General features: G+C 44.5%; 18 protein-coding genes. 7 read left to right on the top strand and 11 right to left on the bottom strand.

All coding sequences use genetic code 11. The features are described from left to right. Positions 1-193: 193 nt before the first annotated feature. The 5 genes from glnA to CWC29_RS17470 all read left to right on the top strand — a co-directional run bounded on the left by glnA (position 194) and on the right by CWC29_RS17470 (position 6,196). Positions 194-1,600, top strand: coding sequence for a glutamate--ammonia ligase (glnA, locus tag CWC29_RS17505; RefSeq protein ID WP_128725643.1), 1,407 nt, complete (start codon positions 194-196; stop codon positions 1,598-1,600). Between the two features lie 266 nt (positions 1,601-1,866). Next, positions 1,867-2,373, top strand: a complete 507-nt coding sequence (locus tag CWC29_RS17500) for a DUF4124 domain-containing protein (protein ID WP_128725644.1) — start codon at positions 1,867-1,869, stop codon at positions 2,371-2,373. An 862-nt stretch (positions 2,374-3,235) separates the two neighbouring features. Further along, entirely contained in the window at positions 3,236-4,318 is a 1,083-nt protein-coding gene (gene glnL, locus CWC29_RS17480) for a nitrogen regulation protein NR(II) (protein ID WP_128725646.1), read from the top strand. Beyond that, complete coding sequence (gene ntrC / locus CWC29_RS17475; RefSeq protein WP_128725647.1) at positions 4,315-5,712, top strand: nitrogen regulation protein NR(I); 1,398 nt, start codon at positions 4,315-4,317, stop codon at positions 5,710-5,712. Before glnL ends, ntrC begins: the two co-directional genes overlap by 4 nt. A gap of 22 nt (positions 5,713-5,734) precedes the next feature. After that, positions 5,735-6,196, top strand: coding sequence for a cyclic nucleotide-binding domain-containing protein (locus CWC29_RS17470; protein WP_128725648.1), 462 nt, complete (start codon positions 5,735-5,737; stop codon positions 6,194-6,196). A 33-nt stretch (positions 6,197-6,229) separates the two neighbouring features. Here CWC29_RS17470 and CWC29_RS17465 read toward each other — a convergent pair whose 3' ends face one another. The 7 genes from CWC29_RS17465 to CWC29_RS17435 all read right to left on the bottom strand — a co-directional run bounded on the left by CWC29_RS17465 (position 6,230) and on the right by CWC29_RS17435 (position 16,372). Then, positions 6,230-7,465, bottom strand: coding sequence for a cysteine desulfurase-like protein (locus CWC29_RS17465; protein WP_138524446.1), 1,236 nt, complete (start codon positions 7,463-7,465; stop codon positions 6,230-6,232). Positions 7,466-7,474: 9 nt separating this feature from the next. Continuing rightward, positions 7,475-8,107 (bottom strand): 2OG-Fe dioxygenase family protein, encoded by a 633-nt coding sequence (locus tag CWC29_RS17460; protein ID WP_138524448.1) that lies wholly within the window; start codon positions 8,105-8,107, stop codon positions 7,475-7,477. 245 nt (positions 8,108-8,352) lie between these two features. Continuing rightward, the gene (gene acnB / locus CWC29_RS17455) at positions 8,353-10,950 is read right to left on the bottom strand and encodes a bifunctional aconitate hydratase 2/2-methylisocitrate dehydratase (protein WP_138524450.1); all 2,598 of its coding nucleotides are present in this window, start codon (positions 10,948-10,950) and stop codon (positions 8,353-8,355) included. Between the two features lie 310 nt (positions 10,951-11,260). Then, on the bottom strand, positions 11,261-12,310 hold the full coding sequence (locus tag CWC29_RS17450; protein ID WP_138524452.1) for an OmpA family protein: 1,050 nt from the start codon (positions 12,308-12,310) through the stop codon (positions 11,261-11,263). A 151-nt stretch (positions 12,311-12,461) separates the two neighbouring features. Continuing rightward, on the bottom strand, positions 12,462-14,240 hold the full coding sequence (locus CWC29_RS17445) for an ABC transporter ATP-binding protein (RefSeq protein WP_138524454.1): 1,779 nt from the start codon (positions 14,238-14,240) through the stop codon (positions 12,462-12,464). Further along, positions 14,241-15,662: a protein adenylyltransferase SelO gene (locus CWC29_RS17440; RefSeq protein WP_138524456.1), complete on the bottom strand. Its 1,422-nt coding sequence runs from the start codon at positions 15,660-15,662 to the stop codon at positions 14,241-14,243. Positions 15,663-15,691: 29 nt separating this feature from the next. After that, a complete protein-coding gene (locus tag CWC29_RS17435) occupies positions 15,692-16,372 on the bottom strand; it encodes a DNA-3-methyladenine glycosylase I (RefSeq protein ID WP_138524458.1) in 681 nt (226 codons plus the stop codon). 526 nt (positions 16,373-16,898) lie between these two features. Between CWC29_RS17435 and CWC29_RS17430 the strand changes: the two genes are divergently transcribed. Beyond that, positions 16,899-17,411, top strand: a complete 513-nt coding sequence (locus CWC29_RS17430; RefSeq protein ID WP_128725655.1) for an RNA polymerase sigma factor — start codon at positions 16,899-16,901, stop codon at positions 17,409-17,411. A gap of 7 nt (positions 17,412-17,418) precedes the next feature. Here the strand turns inward: CWC29_RS17430 and CWC29_RS17425 are convergent, their stop codons facing one another. Beyond that, complete coding sequence (locus tag CWC29_RS17425; protein ID WP_128725656.1) at positions 17,419-17,868, bottom strand: tellurite resistance TerB family protein; 450 nt, start codon at positions 17,866-17,868, stop codon at positions 17,419-17,421. 54 nt (positions 17,869-17,922) lie between these two features. Here CWC29_RS17425 and CWC29_RS17420 point away from each other — a divergent pair, with 54 nt between their 5' ends. Beyond that, positions 17,923-18,297, top strand: a complete 375-nt coding sequence (locus tag CWC29_RS17420; RefSeq protein ID WP_128725657.1) for a hypothetical protein — start codon at positions 17,923-17,925, stop codon at positions 18,295-18,297. A 255-nt stretch (positions 18,298-18,552) separates the two neighbouring features. Here CWC29_RS17420 and CWC29_RS17415 read toward each other — a convergent pair whose 3' ends face one another. The 3 genes from CWC29_RS17415 to leuC all read right to left on the bottom strand — a co-directional run bounded on the left by CWC29_RS17415 (position 18,553) and on the right by leuC (position 21,233). Beyond that, on the bottom strand, positions 18,553-19,146 hold the full coding sequence (locus tag CWC29_RS17415) for a hypothetical protein (protein WP_138523709.1): 594 nt from the start codon (positions 19,144-19,146) through the stop codon (positions 18,553-18,555). Between the two features lie 87 nt (positions 19,147-19,233). Continuing rightward, complete coding sequence (leuD, locus tag CWC29_RS17410; RefSeq protein WP_138523707.1) at positions 19,234-19,833, bottom strand: 3-isopropylmalate dehydratase small subunit; 600 nt, start codon at positions 19,831-19,833, stop codon at positions 19,234-19,236. Next, on the bottom strand, positions 19,830-21,233 hold the full coding sequence (gene leuC / locus CWC29_RS17405) for a 3-isopropylmalate dehydratase large subunit (RefSeq protein WP_138523705.1): 1,404 nt from the start codon (positions 21,231-21,233) through the stop codon (positions 19,830-19,832). Before leuC ends, leuD begins: the two co-directional genes overlap by 4 nt.

Raw genomic sequence — 21,233 nt, 5'->3', positions numbered from 1 at the left:
TTGCTTGCACCAATATTGCGCACCATCATGAAACATTTACGCACCAAATTAGTGCAACAAGCTAATCCTTAAATTTCCCAAAAGTTAAAAATCAATATTTATCAAAAACTTAAAAATATGGCACAGATCAAGCTTACTTGTGTGCAATTGCAGTACATTGCAGCAAAAAATAACCCAACGAGTCGGAGGACACATGTCACAATCGGTTTTAGATTTTATTAAAGAGCACGACGTAAAATTTGTCGATTTACGTTTCACAGATACAAAAGGTAAAGAACAACACGTATCGATCCCACATCATCAAGCCGATGAAGACTTCTTTGAAGACGGCAAAATGTTTGACGGCTCATCTATCGCTGGTTGGAAAGGCATCAACGAATCCGACATGGTACTTATGCCTGACGCAGAAAGTGTCAAGCTAGACCCATTCGCAGAAGAAACAACACTTATCGTTCGTTGTGACGTAGTTGAACCAAACACACACCAAGGCTACGAGCGTGACCCACGTTCAGTAGCTAAACGCGCTGAAGAGTTCATGCGTTCAACGGGTATTGCAGACACCGTATTATTCGGTCCAGAGCCAGAGTTTTTCTTGTTTGACGATGTTAAGTACAAAACTGATATGTCTGGTTCAATGTACAAAATCGATTCAGAAGAAGCGTCTTGGAATTCAGACAAAGACTACGAAGGTGGTAACACAGGTCACCGTCCTGGCGTAAAAGGTGGTTACTTCCCAGTAGCACCGGTAGATTCGTCTAATGATTGGCGTGCAGCTACTTGTTTAGTACTTGAAGAGATGGGCCACGTTGTTGAAGCACACCACCACGAAGTAGCAACTGCTGGTCAAAATGAGATTGCGACTCGCTTTAATACTATGGTAACCAAAGCAGACGAAATCCAAGAGATGAAGTACGTTATCCACAACATGGCGCACCTATACGGTAAAACAGCAACCTTTATGCCTAAGCCAATCGTTGGTGATAACGGCTCAGGTATGCACTGCCACCAATCACTTGCTAAAGACGGCAAAAACATCTTCGCAGGCGACAAGTACGGCGGTCTATCTGAAGAAGCGCTTTACTACATTGGTGGTATCATTAAGCATGCTAAAGCAATCAATGCATTCACTAACCCAGCAACAAACTCTTATAAGCGTCTAGTACCAGGGTTTGAAGCGCCAGTTATGCTTGCATACTCAGCACGTAACCGCTCAGCATCAATCCGAATCCCTGTGATCCCATCAGAGAAAGGTCGTCGTATCGAAGTACGCTTCCCAGATCCTGCGGCTAACCCATACCTAGCTTTCGCAGCGCAGTTGATGGCAGGTCTTGACGGTATCCGCAACAAGATCCACCCTGGTGATGCAATGGATAAAGATTTGTACGACCTACCAGCAGAAGAAGCAGCAGAAATCCCAACGGTTGCTGCATCACTTGATGAAGCGCTTGCTTCTCTAGATGCTGACCGTGAGTTCTTAACTCAAGGTGGCGTATTCACTGATGACCTAATCGATGCATATATCGCACTTAAGTCGAAAGAAGTTGAAAAATTAAACATGACAACTCACCCAGTTGAGTTCGAAATGTATTACAGCGTTTAATCGCTATCCAACTACTGCGCTCAGTGCTGCGGTATTGAGCTTGTAGAGCCAAAACTCGTTATGCGTTTCTGGCACTCTTAATCATATGTGTTCTCAAGCCCGTAATTACGGGCTTTTTTGATGAAATTCAAAAACTTAAATAAAGTCCATTTTATGTTCTCATTATGGGAATTATTCATTTGTAACTCGCAATTCCAGCTGCTCTATACTAAAGTATGAACAGTGGTTTACTGTGGAGAGTTGTGGTGCGTCAGTGGTTTCTTATAATGTCGGTTAGCATGACGCTAGCCCTAACAAGCATTGATGCTGCAGCAGAATCCAATCCAAAAATCTATCGCTGGAAAGACAAAAATGGCCATTGGGTTTATTCGGATGTCCCACGACTTGGATCAAAAGAAGTCAAACTTAACGCTAACGCCTTAACCATGCCAAGTGTTGATACCCAAATCCTCGAGCAAGTTGATACCGCGCCAACTATCCGATATACAGCCAAAATCACTTCTCCAGAGCATGAACAGACAATCCGCGACAATAGTGGCAGCGTATACGTGACGGGCACAGTAGAACCAAGATTTACCCAAGGGTTGAGTGTCCAACTGTTTCTCGACGGTGTAGCGACAGGTCCAAAACAAACGAATACCCAGTTCGCTTTACGTGGCATCAATCGCGGCGAACATTCTTTGGTTATCAAAGTGTTTAACCAAAAGGGAACGTTAGTTGCCCAAAGCGATACCCAGAAATTCTTTTTGCACCGAAATACCGTGAATAATTAATGGTTTATTTTCTACTTACACTGGCTTTCAACTAGTAATTGTAAACACGCCATGCTTATCCCCTCTGGTATTAGAGAGGCTGAATTTGACAACTCAAGATGGTCAATCCACAACCTTTGCTCACCCACCTGGACTTGATAGTAGACTTCAGCCTTTGTTTGCAATAAATATTTATCTCGCCAGCTAGGTTGAACGACTCGCATTACACCTGTAAGGGTGGTTTTCTCGCCATTCGTCGCTCGATGTAAATTAGCGGTGTGAGGAGGGAAGCAGCCTGTATACTCGGTAACATACCTAGTGCCTTGAAAGTCACAACCGCTCATACAAATAGCGATAAAAAGGCTCCCCCCGCAGGCACAAGCTAGATGTATTTTTTGACACAAAGCACTAGGGCCTGTTGACCTTTGCTGTTTGATTTTTGTTCTCCTGAGTGTGTTTTGATCGCGACGCTCGACTTGCCGCCTAGTAATCTAAGCAAAAGTTGAGCAACAATGAACAAAGCACACTCAGGTGAACCCATAGGGCAGCGCTTGATTAGCATTTCTTCTGTGTTGCCCCACAAGGATGTGGGGTAAGGTGACTTTGCAGGAGCACAAAGTCTTTATCGCCAGACTTACATAGAATGACTATGCTACGCTGGCTCTGCCTTGTATAAATACCAATCAAACTGCTGCAAAAACAAACTTGAAAGATCAACAGGCCCTAATAATCTCGGCACCTTAAAGTTGGCATGCTTTATTAATAACAAGTTTAGGATACGAGTTCGAAAACCCCTAGTTTCTGAGCTTAGGTGATAATTTACTTCAAAGCATACAAAGCTGTGCTATTCTCATTGCACCATATTGGTGCACGGTGAACATAAATGGATCAACATAACTCGATTGACTTGGATAAAATTTGGCAATCTCTCTCAACCGCGATTTTAGTGCTCGATCAAAATTTAATGATCCACTATGCCAATTACAGCAGCAGTGAACTACTTGGACTCAGCACTAAACGGCTTGTCGGACTGGCGATTGATAGCGTGTTTAATCATCATCATATTGACTTACCGAGGCTCTCTAAATACGTGCTACAAGATGGCGTAGACTGTCAGCAACACAGGGTAGACGTGGTATTCGTAGATAATCGTGTTGCAACACTAAGTCTGCATGCCAGACGAGTTTACCTTGCGGACAAGGCGTATATTTTAGTGGAATGTCGCCGTGTTGATGATGCCCTGCGTTATGACCAAGCATCCAATCAAATGCACCAATTTCAAGCGGCTCGAAACCTCATTCGCGGTCTTGCTCATGAAATAAAAAATCCACTTGGTGGGATCCGCGGTGCGGCGCAATTATTGCAATACGAAACTGATCAACAAGAACGGGAAGAATGTGCCACGCTCATTATTGAGCAAGCAGATAGATTGCGCGAATTGGTAGATAGATTGCTTGGACCCAATCAGCTACCACAAAAAGAACCGTGTAATATCCATCAGGCGTTAGAATCGGTGATTAAGTTAACCACCTTGGAGCGCGATGCGGATATCACCTTGGTAAAAGATTATGATCCCAGTATTCCAGCCATCGTGATAGATCAAGCCAAAATTCAGCAAGTTCTGCTGAATATGCTGCGCAATGCTCAACAAGCGCTACAGCATGATGGTACGATCACTATAACAACGCGCATTAAACACCGTCTTCATCATGGTGAGCGACTATTGAAAAAAGCATTGCTCATCCGTATCAGCGACAACGGTCCGGGGATCGCCGATGAGGTAAAAGAGACATTATTCTTTCCGATGATCACGAATAAAGAAGGTGGATCTGGACTTGGACTCTCTATCGCGCAAACTTTGGTAGAGCAACATCAAGGGTTTATCGAATGCGATAGCTGGCCAGGACACACTGAGTTCAGTATCTACCTTCCCTTTGACAACACCGAAACAGGAAACGTGCAATGAAATCAGTTTGGTTAGTCGATGATGACGCTTCAATCCGATTTGTTTTAGAAAAGGCATTAAAGCGAGCTGAGTTTGAAACCGAGAGCTTCGCCAGTGGTCAAGATGTATTGACGGCACTGGAATATGAGCAACCCGCGGTGCTGATTTCAGATGTACGCATGCCTGGTATCGATGGCATGGCCTTGTTAGATAAAATTGCAGGGCTCTACCCTAGCCTACCGGTGATCATTATGACCGCGCACTCGGACTTAGACTCTGCGGTCAACGCATTTAAAAAGGGAGCGTTTGAATACCTCGCCAAACCTTTCGACTTAAATGAAGCTGTTTCCCTTGTGCAACGTGCATTTCGTGCAGGCCAGCAAACTAAAAAACAAAAGCGACACAGTGAAAAAGCCAATAGTCCCGACATAATTGGTGAAGCCCCTGCTATGCAGGAAGTGTTCCGTGCTATCGGTAAACTTTCCGCGTCAAGCATGAGCGTATTGATTAACGGCGAATCAGGTACGGGTAAAGAGCTTGTGGCAGGCGCGCTGCACAATCACAGTCCGCGCAAAGACGCTTCTTTTATCGCGCTCAATATGGCCGCCATCCCCAAAGATCTCGTCGAGTCTGAGTTGTTCGGCCATGAAAAAGGCGCTTTTACTGGTGCTGACAGCATGCGCCGTGGCCGCTTTGAGCAAGCCGATGGTGGCACCTTATTTTTAGATGAAATCGGTGATATGCCACTGGACGTACAAACTCGGCTATTACGTGTACTTGCCGATGGTGAGTTTTATCGGGTTGGTGGCCACAACAGCGTGAAAGTCGATGTCCGTATTGTCGCTGCTACCCATCAAGATTTAGAGACACTGGTAAAGCAAGGTAAATTCCGTGAAGACTTGTTTCACCGCCTAAATGTCGTCAGGTTAAAACTACCAGCCTTACGTGAACGCCCTGAAGATATCGCCGCACTGTGCGATCACTTTCTTGCAAAAAGCGCCAAAGAGCTAAAAGCCGAGCCAAAAATCATCTCCAAACATGCACTGCAAAAAATGCAAGCATATCACTGGCCTGGCAACGTTAGGCAATTGGAAAACACCTGCCGTTGGTTAACCGTAATGGCGCCGGGCGAACTTGTTACCCCCGCGGATCTGCCCGAAGAGCTAGAAAAGCCACAACAGATTGACACCTTAGAGCATGGTAATTGGCTGGACGCATTCCAAACGTGGTTAGACTCAGAGTTACGTAAAGGAAAAGACCATATTTGGCCAGATGTACAGGCACAATTAGAAACACGACTGATCAAATCCGCACTCAATGCCTGCCATGGTCATAAGCAAGATGCGGCATTAAAGATAGGTTGGGGGCGCAATACGTTGACGCGCAAGTTAAAAGAACGCAATATTCAAGAATAAGTTTGATTTACGAATAGTCTGCATGAAGTTACTTGAAAATGTCCCACTATTTAAACAACTAGAGATCATTAATCGCGTAGCGTTTTTTAAAGAGTTTACGCTTGCCGAACGCCAAGTGTTACTCGAGTCTTTTGGCCACTTATATCTGGTGCAGCAAGAGCGTCATGCTTTCAAACGCTTTGAAAAAGACAATCGCCTGTATATTGTGTTAAGCGGTGAGTTTTTGATTTTTAAACAGGATGCCGCCCATGATTTAGGTAAGGTTGGTCCTGGAGAATTTTTAGGTGAAGGCGCATTTATCACTAACAGAGAGCGCAGCACCAGCGCACAAGCGTTAAAAGACAGCATTATATTGGCGATAACCCCAGATGCACTAACACGCTTGCCCAATGTGATCCGAGAAAAAATCAAAGATAAGCTTATTGAAGGCATGAGTCATCGTATTGCTAAGCTCAATGCATTTATTGAAGAGCAAGAAACCTAAATTAGCAGTGGGAGCCGTAGCTCCCACTTTGTATTATGCTAATAGCTCACTAAATGCATCAAACAAGCTATCTAGTTCTTCTATGGTGTTGTAATGCATACAACCAATGCGCACCACACCACCTTTATCCATCACGCCAAGTTGCTCGCAAAGCCCTTGGGCGTAAAAATTGCCATCCCATACACACATGTGCTTTTTACCTAAGAATTCCGACACGGCACGTGGCTCGATGCCATCAAATGTCAAAGCAAACGTTGGTGTACGCTCAGCGAGTCTCTCAAGTGACTCGATACCAAAAAGCTTAATCTTTTTAAACTCGGCTAAACGCGTTAAAAAGTGCTGGCTAAGCTGCATCTCATGCGCTTTTGTGCGTGCAAACGCCTCAACCAGTTTCTCACGACGTGAGGTATCTGAACTCATTCCACTAAGTGAAGCAATGTAGTCAATCGCCGCAACAACACCCGCTAGCCCTTCGAAACTCTGCGTACCAGTTTCCCAGCGGCCAGGAATAATGTCTTTTGCCGGCTCCACCTTGTACGGAGTAAAACCTTCTAAATGCTCACGCTTACCATACACAATACCCACATGCGGACCAAAGAACTTATAAGCAGAGCACGCAAGGAAGTCGCAATCCAAACCTTGTACATCGATTAGCTCATGAGGTGCATAATGCACAGCATCAACATATACCAATACACCAACTTGGTGCGCAAGCTCCACAATGCGTTTGATATCGTTGATTGAGCCCGTTGTATTTGATGCATACGTCACCGCAACCAACTTAGTCTTGGCATTTAGTAGTGATTCAAAATGCGCAAGATCAAGTGTGCAATCGGTTTCATTAATACGCACCGCATGTACCTTCGCACCTTTATCTTCGGCGGCTTGACGCCATGAAGAAACGTTTGAATAGTGATCGGCATTAGTCACAATGACTTCATCACCCGCTTGCCATTCGCGAGATAGCGCACGGCTAAAGCTGAAGGTTAAGCTAGTCATGTTGGCACCGAATACAATTTGATCTGCACTTGGCGCATTGAGTAAGTCCGCAACCGCTTGGCGCGCTTCACTCATCAAACTGACGGTCTTATCGCTCGAGAAAAATGCACCACCTAAGTTAGAGTTAAAATAACCAAGGTAAGCAGACATCGCGCTCAATACGGATTGCGGTACTTGAGAGCCACCCGGACCATCAAGGAAAATTGGCGCGGTTCCACCGATACTTTGCATAAGCGCAGGGAACTGACGACGCACTTGATTTAAATCCATACTACCCTCTTAGGCTGTAAATACGAAGCAGTCTAGGTAACCGACTTGCTCGGCATCTAGCTTGTTCATCGGCGTTGCGTTATGCCACACTTCACGGTCATTCACCAGTGCAAATAAACCATCTTTGATTTCCATTTTGAAGCAAGGTTCGGCTTCTTTATGTTCATAAACCAATAACTCACCACCGACGATATTTTCGTGAGAAACACCACAAACACACACATGGTCAAAGCCATCTTGGTGTACACCTTCAGGCGCAGGAGGGGTATCGCTTTCAATCGCTAACATGCGAAACTGATGAACTTCTATGCTGGTATCGTCTGCAATTCCTGTCATGGCTTTGAATTCAGCAAGCATATGCTTAAAGCCATCGGTGTTTAACATGTCCAGCTCAAGGTTTTCGTAAACACGCTCAATATTACCTTGGAAAGTATTAATTGAATCGTCTTGAACGAAAGCCTTAGTCGGCTGCAATGTCACTTCACCGCCAGTGAATTTAACCACTGAATAGCGGCGCTTTCTGAATGCACCATCGGCATAAGGGTTATCTGGAAGTTGATTGAAAAAAGGCTTAACTGCGTCGATATGTGACTGCGGCAAAAAGCGTAGTTGTAATAAATTCTGGTTGTTTACTGTTGTCATGATCCTCTCGCCCATTGATGAGAATTTGCCGACAATTCTAATAAAACCAGAGAAAATTACTGTTTAAAAAAACGGGATTTTAACAAGTAAAACGCAATAAAAACCCAGTTATAGCCACTTTAATAGATTACTTATCTAGGTTTAAAATAATGCTTGATAACACCATTTAAGATGAGCGTTTTATGTGCATAAAAAAAGCCAGCATGCGCTGGCTTTTTTCTTTCAATATATTCTAGAGCGAGTAATTAAACCGCTTGTTGAATGATCACTGAGTCTGCCTTTTTAGTGTACTGAGGCATCTTATGGAAGTTCAAGTAACGGTACGTGTCCGCAGCCGTTGCATTGATCTTCTCTGCATACTCTTGATATTCAGCAGGCGTTGGTAGTTTACCAAGAATAGCAGCTACCGCTGCAAGTTCTGCTGATGCAAGGAATACGTTTGCACCTGTACCTAAACGGTTAGGGAAGTTACGAGTCGAGGTAGAAACAACCGTTGCTTTATCAGCAACACGCGCCTGGTTACCCATACATAGTGAACATCCAGGAGTTTCGATACGTGCACCTACACGACCATAAATACCGTAGTAACCTTCGTCAGTTAACTGATCGCGGTCCATTTTCGTTGGTGGAGCAACCCATAGTTGCGTTGGTAGACGACCACCGAAATTATCCAGTAGTTTACCAGCTGCACGGAAGTGACCAATGTTAGTCATACAAGAACCAATGAACACTTCATCGATTTTCTCACCGGTTACCGCTGAAAGTAGACGAGCGTCATCAGGGTCATTCGGTGCACAAAGGATTGGCTCTTTGATATCAGCAAGATCAATCTCAATGGTGTGCGCGTATTCTGCATCCGCGTCAGCAGTCATTAGCTCAGGGTTTGCTAACCACTCTTCCATCTTAGTGATACGACGCTCAATAGTACGTACATCACCATAACCTTCAGAGATCATCCACTTAAGCATCACGATGTTAGAGTTTAGGTACTCTTCGATAGACGCTTGTGAAAGCTTAACGGTACAACCTGCCGCACTACGCTCTGCAGATGCGTCAGATAGTTCGAACGCTTGCTCAACCGTTAGGTGCTCAACACCTTCGATTTCAAGGATACGACCAGAGAACTCGTTGATCTTACCTTTTTTCTCAACCGTCAATAGACCTTGCTGAATTGCATAGTAAGGGATAGCGTGTACTAGGTCACGTAATGTGATACCCGGCTGCATTTCACCTTTAAAACGAACAAGGATTGACTCAGGCATATCCAACGGCATTACGCCCGTTGCTGCTGCAAACGCTACCGCACCTGAACCTGCTGGGAATGAAATACCTAACGGGAAACGAGTATGTGAGTCACCACCTGTACCTACTGTATCTGGAAGTAGCATACGGTTTAGCCACGAGTGGATAACACCGTCACCAGGGCGTAGTGATACACCGCCACGGTTCATGATGAAATCAGGAAGTGTGTGGTGTGTATTTACATCGATAGGCTTAGGATAAGCTGAGGTATGACAGAATGACTGCATCGTAAGATCAGCAGAGAAGCCTAGACAAGCAAGGTCTTTAAGCTCATCACGCGTCATTGGACCCGTAGTATCCTGAGAACCTACCGTTGTCATTGTTGGCTCACAGTATTGGCCTGGGCGTACACCTGCCATATTACATGCTTTACCAACCATCTTCTGTGCAAGCGTAAAGCCTTTACCAGAATCTTCTACTAACTTAGGCTTGCGGAAGATATCTTCAGCTTCAAGGCCCAGTGACGCACGAGCTTTATCAGTTAGACCACGACCGATGATAAGTGGAATACGACCACCAGCACGTACTTCATCAAGAATTACGTCTGACTTTAGTGAGAACGTCGAGATAACTTCGTCTGTACCGTGACGCTTCACTACACCTTCGTATGGGAAGATGTCGATTTGGTCACCCATGTTCAATTCATCAACTGGAAGTTCAATAGGTAGTGCACCTGAATCTTCCATGGTGTTGAAGAAGATAGGTGCAATTTTACCACCTAGACACACACCGCCAACACGCTTGTTTGGTACGAATGGGATGTCATCACCCATGAACCAAAGTACAGAGTTAGTTGCAGATTTACGAGATGAACCCGTACCAACAACATCACCCACGTATGCTAGAGGTAAACCTTTGCCGTTAAGCGCTTCAAGCTGTGCGATAGGACCTACTTCACCAGGTTTGTCAGGGTTGATACCGTCACGCTCGTTTTTAAGCATAGCTAGTGCGTGTAACGGGATATCTGGACGAGACCAAGCATCTGGTGCTGGAGACAAGTCATCTGTGTTTGTCTCACCTGTTACTTTGAATACAGTTACAGAAATTTTGTCTGCAACGGCTGGCTTCTCAAGGAACCATTCTGCATTTGCCCATGATTCAATAACTTGTTTAGCAAACTCGTTGCCAGCTTTTGCTTTTTCTTCTACGTCGTAGAATGCGTCAAACATCAGTAGTGTATGAGATAAACCTTTAGCAACGATAGGTGCAAGTGCTGCATCGTCTAACAGATCAATCATTGGCGCGATGTTATAACCACCTAGCATAGTGCCAAGTAACTCAGCTGCATATTCTTTTGAAATAAGTGGAGATTCAGCTTCGCCTTTCGCTACTGCAGCCAAAAAACCTGCTTTTACGTAAGCGGCATCATCTACACCTGGCGGTACACGGTTGATAAATAGATCAACAATGAACTCTTCTTCACCTGCAGGTGGAGTTTTTAGTAATTCGATAAGGTCAGCAGTTTGCTGCGCGTCTAACGGCTTAGGCACGATACCTTGCGCGGCACGCTCTTCTACGTGTTTACGATATTCTTGAAGCACAATATTGCCCTCTTGGTGACGTGGACAGACAAGTAAATGATCTGGCTGCGATTATTGATACAATCGGCTGAACCATTCCCTTGACCATAAAATATAATGAACAATTATAAGGTCTTTGAGTATAGATGAAAATCTTGCATGCGATACCTCGCCTTATAGTCACTATAAATACAATGAATAAGCATGCCGAAACAAGTATATTTTGATGAATATTAGTCAAACGAGAATCATTTTAATTTTGCGAAAAGGTACTAACAATTGGATCAAAAAAGGCTCCAGAAGGAGCCTTTTTGCATAAGCTAAGTGAAAATTAACGCTTAACTTTTACTTTTTCTTTAGAAGAAACGTGCGCTTCTACACGACGGTTTTCCGCATGTGCTTTTAGCGTGTTTGCTGGGTTTTTCAAACGCTCTTCACCGTAACCAACCGTGGTAATGCGCATTGAATCAATACCCATATCAACGAGTTTCTCAGCAACGTTCTTCGCACGGCGCTCAGAAAGCTTTTGGTTGTAATCAGCATCACCCACAGCTGACGCGTGACCTTCAATCACAACATCTGCATTTTTATGCTCTTTCAAGAACTTAGCAACCGCGTTGATATCATCAACATATTGCTGTGAGAAAGTTGCATCGTCATGCGGGAAGCGGACTAGCAGACTTACTTTATCTTCCTTAGTCTCGTACAAAGTACAACCAGAGGCATCAACAGCATCCGTCATTGGTGTGTTAGCACATTTATCTTCGCTATCCACAACACCATCTTTGTCACTGTCTTGCGGTGCTTCTGCAACAACAGGAGCAGGGGCTGGCGCAACCTCTTCCGTTTTACTCGTGCTACCGAATGAGTAGTTGATACCAATTTTACCACCTACATCTGTAAAACCAGCTTCAAGGCCTTGGTAGACTGCCGCTTCTGCGTTCACAAACAAGTGATCGGTGAAGTAATGACGAACACCAGCACCCACGTTAGCAAAAGTGTTATCTGAGATTACATCTAGGTTCATCTTTTTGATACCCACTAGGCCATAGAATGGACCACCATCAAAGTGGTACAAACCGTCGATACCGTAACGCTCTGCGTCTAGTGAACCATTGCTGATCCCACCAAGATCAAAGTCCATATCTGCATACTCAAGACGACCACTCCAGTATTTATCAAAGCGGTAGCCAATTTCAGCACCCCAACCAGTAGACTCTTCTACATCTAAGCCAGCCATATCGCGGTGATTTTGCCAGTCAGCGTCATAATAGTCACCAAATACACCAAGGTATACGCCTTCAGTTGGCTCTGTGGTATTTGCATTTGCATTGGCTGTTACTGCCATCGCAACTAGTAAGCTCAAAGTTTTAATTTTCATCATTCCTTCCCATCTCTGTTAGTTAACGCATTGAGTATTGACTCGGATAGTCTATCAGAAAATGCGTCTACTGATTACGTTGCATAGATAATATTAGCTCGTCTATTAATGTTTACTTAACGTTACATAAGGAATTTTTGCTATTTCTCAATTAATTTTGATGGCCAAATAGGATTTGGTACAGACCCTGTTCCTCTAACAACTCCTTATGTTCTCCGTATTGGGACACTTCACCATCATCTAACACATAAATTAAGTCGGCTTGTTTTATTGCGCTCAGTCGATGTGCAATAATCAAAGTCGTTCTATCAGCCAAAAACGCTTGCAAATTGCGGTGAATTTTTGCCTCAGTCTCAATATCAAGTGCCGAGGTTGCTTCATCCAGCACCACCACTTTAGGGTCGGCAACAACCATTCTTGCAATAGCTAACCTTTGCTTCTGTCCTCCGGACAATTTAATACCGTTACGACCAACTTGTGCATCTAGCTTGTCGGCTAGTGTAAGTACAGTGTCGGCTAGCTCTGCAACGCGGAGTGCCTGCCACAATATTTGGTCAGATACCTCTCGTCCCATTGCTAGATTTTCACGGATGCTAGTATTAAAGAGTATCGGCTGCTGCAGTACGGTCACTATATTATCTCGCACGGCTTCGTAACCAATTTGCTCTACTGGTGTGTCATTTATATGAATCTCGCCGCTTTGCTTTTCATACAGTCCCAACAGCAGTTGCACCAAAGTAGATTTACCACCTCCAGACACCGCTACTAACGCTACTTTCTTCCCTGCTGGAATATGCAAAGATACCTGTTTGAGCACGGGTTGCTCTGCAACGTAAGCGAAGTCTATATTGGCAAATTTGATATCAACCTGAGATGAATCAAAGACGGTTTTCGTAGCGGGATATTGTGCTTCTGTCGCAAAGTTAAAAACCTGATTTAACCTGCTAAGTGCCGCTGAGGCACCATAGTACGCATATTGAATACCAAGAATTTCCTGCACAGGCCCCATCATGAACCAAAGGTAACCAAATACCGCAAATATCTGGCCGACCGTTAAATCAGAAAACACCACCATAAACATAGCGACAGCACGGAAAAACTCGAACCCCACCAAAAATACGGTGAAGCTTAAGCGGTTAACCGCATCCGTTTTCCATTGCGACTGCACCGCGTAATGTTTGAGATCTTTGGCGGCTACTTTAACTTGTGCAAAGTAGTTCCCCTCTCGACGAACAGCTTTTAATTGAGAAATAGCATCTAGCGTCTCAACTAACGAAGTTTGTAATGCTTCAAATGCAGCGTTTTCTTCCTTTTTCAGCTCTTTAACATGTTTGCCAAACTGTCGAGAAAAATAGATGACCGCCGGATTAAGCAATAGGATAACCAGCCCCAACATCCAATCAATCCAAAGCAAAATCGCCGCAGTGCCAATGATTGTAAGTAAACCGATTAAAAAGCGTGACAAGGTTTGGCTGATAAATTTATCCAAAGTTTCTACATCGGTAATACAGCGAGAGCTAATTGCTGCACCACCTTGGCTTTCGTACTCCTTCAGTTGAACTTTAGGTAAATGCGTAAGTAAACGCTCACGGATTTGATAACTAATGTCCTTGCCAATAATAGTAAACTGGCGTGACTGCATCACTCCTAGCACCAAGCTGGCCAAGCGCATGGTTATGACAGCCAACAAAATAACCACAATATAGCCACTAGGGCCATGCCATTGTTCGGGTAAGACTGAGTTCATCCAAGCTACCGCTCTGCCAGGTGTGTCTAGTAAGACTTCATCGACCAGCAACGGCATCATCAAAGGGATAGGGACACTCACTAACGCGGCAAACAAGGCGATGATATGCGCCTTAATAAGCGGTCGTTTGTGCTCAAGGACTTTACGTTTAATTTCTTGCCAAGAAAGCTGCTGTTCTGCCATTTAGGTTCCACAAAAAGTTTGATAGTGGGCCGGTGTAGAGGCGCTGGTCCACGACTCAGGATAGTCTTTGTAATCATAGGGCGACGTCAACGCAGTTAGCCAATCCTCTAGTGTTTGACTCATGCCTTGCTGATTAAATAGCGCAATCTCAGCCTCCACCAACGCATTACGAGGGATAAGTATCGGGTTAGCTTGACTCATCAAGTTAGCCGCAACGTCATCAAGAGCATGCCTTTGCGCCCATTGCTGCTGCCAGCCCTCCAACTCCGTTGGCACAGTTAAGGCTTTGTTGGGATGACCAAGCAAGCTATTGGTTAGTGCCGCAAAGGTATTGGTAAAGTCTAGTTCGTGCTCCGTCATCAACTTGAGTAAATCACTAAGGAGAATGTCGTCTGCGTCGCTCCATTCATCAATACCAAGCTTAGCCGCCCACATATCTTTGTACTTGCGATTAAACGATTCAGAAAACTCCGCCAAAATTTGACTAAATGCTTCAATTCCCGCTTGCTCATCCTGCCATAACACCAATAAGGCCTCGGCAAGTCGCGCACAGTTCCAATTCATGATGTTTGGCTGATTACCAAATGCATAACGGCCTTGACGGTCGATAGAGCTAAACACGGCGTTAAAATCAAACTTTTCCATCATTGCACAGGGGCCAAAGTCTATCGTTTCGCCACTGAGCAAAATATTGTCGGTATTCATCACGCCGTGAATAAAGCCAACCCGCATCCACTCGACGACTAAGTCAACCAACTGTTCACACACTTCACGGAACAATTCGAGTACATCCTGTTCGGTCTCAACTTTAAATCCCTCAAATAATTGCTCGCCCAGCAAGTTAAGCAGGCTCCAAAGCTCATCTTTATTTTGCTGTGTAGCCAGATATTGTAAGGAACCGATGCGGATATGGCTTTTTGCCACACGGCATACAACCGCGCCAGATGCTTCACCTTGACGGTAAACATGGTGTCCAGTGGTTACAACAGCAAGGCATTCCGTAGTTGGAACACCCAAGCCAACCATAGCTTGGCTCATGATGAACTCACGTACCGCGGGCCCTAGCGCACAAAATCCATCACCGCCTCGAGAAAATCGCGTCGCTCCAGAGCCTTTCAAGTGCAGGTCGTATTGACGTCCGTCATCGAGTTTCACCCCACCTATTAAATGCGCTCGACCATCACCAAGTAACGGGTTAAATTGCCCAAACTGATGACCACTGTAGGCTAAGCTCGTAGGCTCAATGTTACCTAAAGGACGTTGACCACTTAATAGCTCAGCAAGCGCTGTGGTGTCGTATTTATCTAGCTCAAGCTTATCTAGCAGCGGCGTATTGGATAGTAGTAATGTGGGCTGATTAAATCTTGCTGGTTGCTCCTTAAAGAGCAGAGCAGAGCCTTGATAGGGCTGAAAAAATACCATGCGGCCATCTCCATTTTTAGCACATTTTACTAGCGAATATTATCACCAACACTCATTGATACAATTTGGCTTAACGCTTGTAAGCTAAGCCCGCTATATTGACGCATTTCATTGAAAAACTGCTGCGCCGCTTGCAGTGACTTCTTACTTTGCAAGCCACCGTCGATTATCTCCTCAGCACGCAGTACCGTTTCGACATCTTTACTCAGTAAGAACGTATCTTTACCTAACACACGAAGCGCGTAAGGACCGGTATTCCCACCGAGTCTCGAGCCATGCTTTTTCAAGTACAGCCACAAACCAACAATATTGTCTTCCGGCCAGTTTGCGACGAATTCACTAAAACGGCCATGCTGTTGTTGCACTTCAAAAATCATATGGCAATTGTCAGCGATACTTTTTACCTTTTTAGCATTACGAATGATCCGTTCATCCTGACTACGTTGCTCGTACATTTCAGGAGACATCATTAACAGCTTCTCGACTGAGAATTGCCAAAACACTTCTCTAAAACCGTCCCATTTATTATCCACCACCGCCCAGTAAAACCCACTTTGAAATATCTTGCGAGTAAATTCTTCTAGCCATTGATCATCACTTAATGCCAATAGCGATTCGGTGCTCAATGGCTGGCTAAGCCTAGCTTTTAGCGCCGCCTCAGAGCCTTTACGCTCGGCAGCCCTATGATAAATTTTTTCGAATACTTTCATGCTCGTATATACATCCGATTTGCATTCCCTACAGGGTAACTGATCTCAAGGCTGGATGTGAGCTAATTTTAACTCTCTTACGTCCCTATGCTTAAACTCCAGTTTATTTTTCCATAACCCGATAAATTGGGTGCTCTGTTTGAGCCTATTTCCTTTCTGGTTTTTTGTAAAAGCTGCGGCCTTCCCTCTGGATCCATCACGACTTATCAAGTGATAAAAGTCCGACTTTCACTTTCAACACAAACAAAGTAAAAACATTCTATTTACACCAACCAGTAAAGACAGCAAAAAGCGAATATTAATCTAGGGTTTAACAAATAAAAACTTAGAAAACTATGACTATAAATTCAACAGTCACATCCTAGATAGCTTAAACCAGGCTAAATGTTAATAAAGCGTACATAAAAATGCGTCATTACTTTAATTTAACTTGACACGAACCTATAACAGAAAATAAGATCGCACAACAAATGATAAGCGTTATCATTTGCACTGGTAAAATACAATTAACATAGGAGTGTGATCTGTGTCCAAGTTTGCTATCAAGTGGGCTAACGTTATTTCAGACAACAAAGGGAAAGTGCTTGCATATCTCAACAGTATTTTAAAGTGCCCTTACCTTGCTGAAGATGCATTACAGGACACCTTTATTCGCCTTAGTAGCATGTCACATACACAAAATGCGCAAATCAATAATGCCACCAGCTTTTGCTTCCAAGTGGCAAGAAATATCGCAATTGATATGCTACGCAAGCAAAGTAGAGAAAGTTTAGTTGCACTTGAGGCAACACATGTAGAATACATGTCAGACAAAGACTCAGATATCGAAAACAAAGTCGAGTCGGCGCAACTGAATAGACGCATGGACTCAACCATCCGAAAACTGTCGACGCGACATCAGAATATCATTAGTTTTTATCGCTCTGGTCGGCTCAAGCAAAAAGAAATTGCCAAACTATACAAGATCTCACCAACCTTGGTTAACTTTATGATAAAAGAGGCTGTACATAGCTGCCAAAAAGAGTTTCTGGCTCACTAACACTGCATTATGCATTAACTGATTGCTGTACTCGTAACTTCGCGGCAATAAAATCAGCATGAGCAACATAAAATAGCCCGGCTATTTTACGAATGATGTAGTCCTCGTGGCTATCCAGCTCACCATCAGCATAAGCAACGTGCCATAACAGCTCAATGACCTCGATACGTTCAATGTCGCTGGTGTGGTTATTCACTTGTTTGGCAAAAGAATACATATCTACTGCCTGTTCTACTAATTGCTGTGCTTGCGTTATCAATGCACTGACTTGTGGTTCAGGCAATTCACAACGTGTTTTGAGCAGCTCCGCAATTTTATCGAACTCCGACTGTTGTAGTTTGCCGTCCGCTCGCATTACTTCGACCAATAATGCAGCAAGCGCGGTATTAAAGTCGATTTCTTGTTTCGGTGACGACTCCTGCAAGCTTTGAAATAGTTTTTTAAGTTGGTTAAGCAAGTGGCTAATCTCCCATGTGATATACTGTAAATGTAGCAGACTAAAAGGACAGTTATGCGTAAGTTATCATTGAGACTAAATTCATTAAAGCTAAGTTCCCTAGTCGTAGGTGCAGCACTGCTCTCGGCGTGCCAATATACACCGGTTCCAAGAGGCGAACCTGAAAAGCTCTATGACTTTGACCATAAAGTACATTATGAGCAAACCACGTATAACGATGACCACTTTCGACTGGCAATTAAGCCAGATAGTTATGCGCATTTTAGGCAACAAAGCGTATTTTTGCTGCGCCATGCCAAACGCTTATGCCAAGGCAGTAACCCACAATTGACATTACTCGGAGGCGTCCAAAGCTTTGATAAGATGCCATTAGAGCCAAGACCTTACCAGAATGACTTAACAGTAGACGTAAAATGTGTGGCCAAATAGCCACACATTTTTGTTAACGCTATAAATTTCAGTGACCCGCTCTGGGTTTAGTCTTTATACCAGTTGTATTAAATAAATGATCTATCTTGAAGCGGGGAAATAGCTTTAGTAGCACCGCTCTCGCGTCCTGCTACCGCTAAGGTACCTATCTCCATATAGGCAAGGCAAAAATTTTGCTATTTAGTTGTTCTAAATGAGAAATTTTTAACGAAGCTAATATGCTATTTCACCCTTCAAATTGATTAGAGAATTAATTCAATTGGTATTATATCCCCAAGGCGCTTTTGGTGCGGTTACCGGTTTTGTTAAATCAAAGTCCACTCGGAACTCTCGCCCTTCACGCACTAAACGATAGGTAAACTGCTCTGGATAGATATACATCTGCCATGTATTTCCGACTGACTGTGGGATCCCTTGCTGGACAAATAACTGTTTTGAATATTCATCAGCTGGAAACGACTGCACGGTATTAAATCCCGCATCTAGGGTATGACCACCATACATAGTAGAAACATCGTCGCTGCCATCTTCATGGCGGTGATCGTGCTTTAAGCTCAAACCACTCCCTGTTTTGGTGATGATCCAAGTTCTTGAAGCATCTTTTCCTACATGAAATGGGACTTGCAGCTCAGCGTCGCCACATTTACGAACGTGCATCACAAGACGCGCATCGCTAAAGCTGCTTGGACCTTGATTATCTACCGTTACTTTACCTTCGTAGGCTTTGCCACAGTGCGCTTTAATAGCGTCAAAAAATGCATCATGGCTTGGGATGGAAACCAGCGGGGCAGGACGCGCGAAGGCTGCGCAGCTTAAGGTCGCGAGTAACGCTAAAGTTAAATTTTTCATTGGAGACACCTAAAACAAATAAAGCCAGAGCTTAATCAGCTTCTGGCTTTGAGGCAAAATTATTCGACCAAATTGAGTAAACAGCTATTATTGCCAAGGCCTTATCGTAGCAAGCTGCTGCTCAAAGGCATCAATTTGGGCATTCAATAATTCAGTCTCACCGATAAAGTCAAGACCACTCAAGAGGCGTGCTTTGATGTCTTCTCGCACCTCAAAGTCAATTGGTGCTATACCTGATCCGCTGATCTGCTGCGCTTCTAGATCAATACTCAAATGCACTTGTGATTGTTGCTCACATGCATCGAAGAGCGTATCTAACGTGCTGGCTGGCAACGCAATGCAAAGCATTTGGTTATTACCACAATTGTTAAAAAAGATATCGGCAAAGCTCTCGGCTAAGATCACGGTAAAACCATATTGTTTTAGTGCCCAAGGGGCATGCTCACGAGACGAGCCACAACCAAAGTTGTCACGGGTTAACAAGATTGACGCGCCCTGATATTGTCGATTGTTAAGCACAAAGTCCGGATCTGGCTGGCCATCTTCAAGATAGCGCCAATCATAAAACAGCGCTTTATCAAATCCATCGCGGCTGGTTGAAGTTAAAAACTGCTTGGGAATAATTTGGTCTGTATCAACATTGTTTTTGTCTAGTGGCGCAACTAGGCCCTTGTGAAACACGCTCATGACGCCTCCCCTCGAATATCAGTAAAGTGACCTGCAATTGCCGCTGCGGCAGCCATTGCTGGACTCACCAAATGCGTACGACCGCCTCGCCCTTGGCGCCCTTCAAAGTTACGGTTTGAGGTCGATGCACAGCGTTTTTCTGCACCAAGGCGATCATCGTTCATTGCCAAGCACATAGAGCAGCCCGGTTCGCGCCACTCAAATCCCGCAGCTTTGAAAATATCGGCTAAGCCCTCTTGTTCGGCTTGCTGCTTTACTAATCCAGATCCTGGGACGATAAGCGCTTCAACGCCTGCTGCTACGCGCTTGCCCGCCACCACTTGTGCCGCTGCACGTAAATCTTCAATACGGCTATTGGTGCAAGAGCCAATAAATACGGTGTCGACTTTGGCATCGCTTAGCCTTTGTCCTGCTGTGAGGCCCATATATTTCAGCGCACTGCGCATCGCATCCGCTTTGACTAAATTAGGTTCATCGTCAGGGTTAGGTACTAGATCATTAATCCCAATGACTTGCTCTGGGCTTGTCCCCCAGGTTACTTGAGGTTGCACACTGTCAGCATCCAGCTCCACAACACGATCAAATTCAGCATCTGCGTCGCTATGCAGGGTTTTCCAGTAGTGCACCGCAGCGTCAAAGTCTTCGCCTTGAGGTGCAAATGGGCGACCACGTAAATACGCAAAGGTTTTCTCATCAGGTGCGATCAAGCCAGCTTTCGCCCCCATTTCAATACTCATATTACACAGCGTCATCCGCGCTTCCATCGACAGCGCTTCGATCCCCGTCCCACAAAACTCAGCCACATAGCCAGTGCCACCAGCTGTGCCTAATTGCCCAATTACAGCGAGGATCAAGTCTTTTGCAGTCACGGTCGGGCGCAATACGCCATTCACCTGAATTTTTAACGATTTGGCTTTTTTCTGTTGTAATGTTTGCGTGGCCAGCACATGTTCAACCTCTGATGTACCAATACCGTGAGCCAGCGCTCCAAATGCGCCATGCGTTGAGGTATGGCTATCGCCACATACAATCGTTGTACCCGGCAAAGTGATCCCTTGCTCAGGTCCCATTACGTGCACTATGCCTTGGTTAATGGAATTCAAATCGTAAAGTACAATGCCGAACTCTTCACAGTTTTGTGCCAACGCTTGCAGCTGGTTTTTGCTCACCTCACTGGCAGCATCAATCGAACGGCTCTTAGTCGAGACATTATGATCCATTGTCGCAAAGGTTTTTTCTGGACATCTTACCGGACGATTCTGCTCTCTTAATCCCGCAAACGCCTGCGGTGAAGTGACTTCATGTACTAGATGACGGTCAATGTACAAGAGATCGGTTTGCTCGTTTAATTTAGCAACCACATGAGATTGCCAAATTTTATCGTATAATGTTTTTGCCAC

Source organism: Pseudoalteromonas galatheae (genome assembly GCF_005886105.2).
Lineage (GTDB): Bacteria > Pseudomonadota > Gammaproteobacteria > Enterobacterales > Alteromonadaceae > Pseudoalteromonas > Pseudoalteromonas galatheae.
This window is presented reverse-complemented; position numbering and strand designations above follow the sequence as displayed.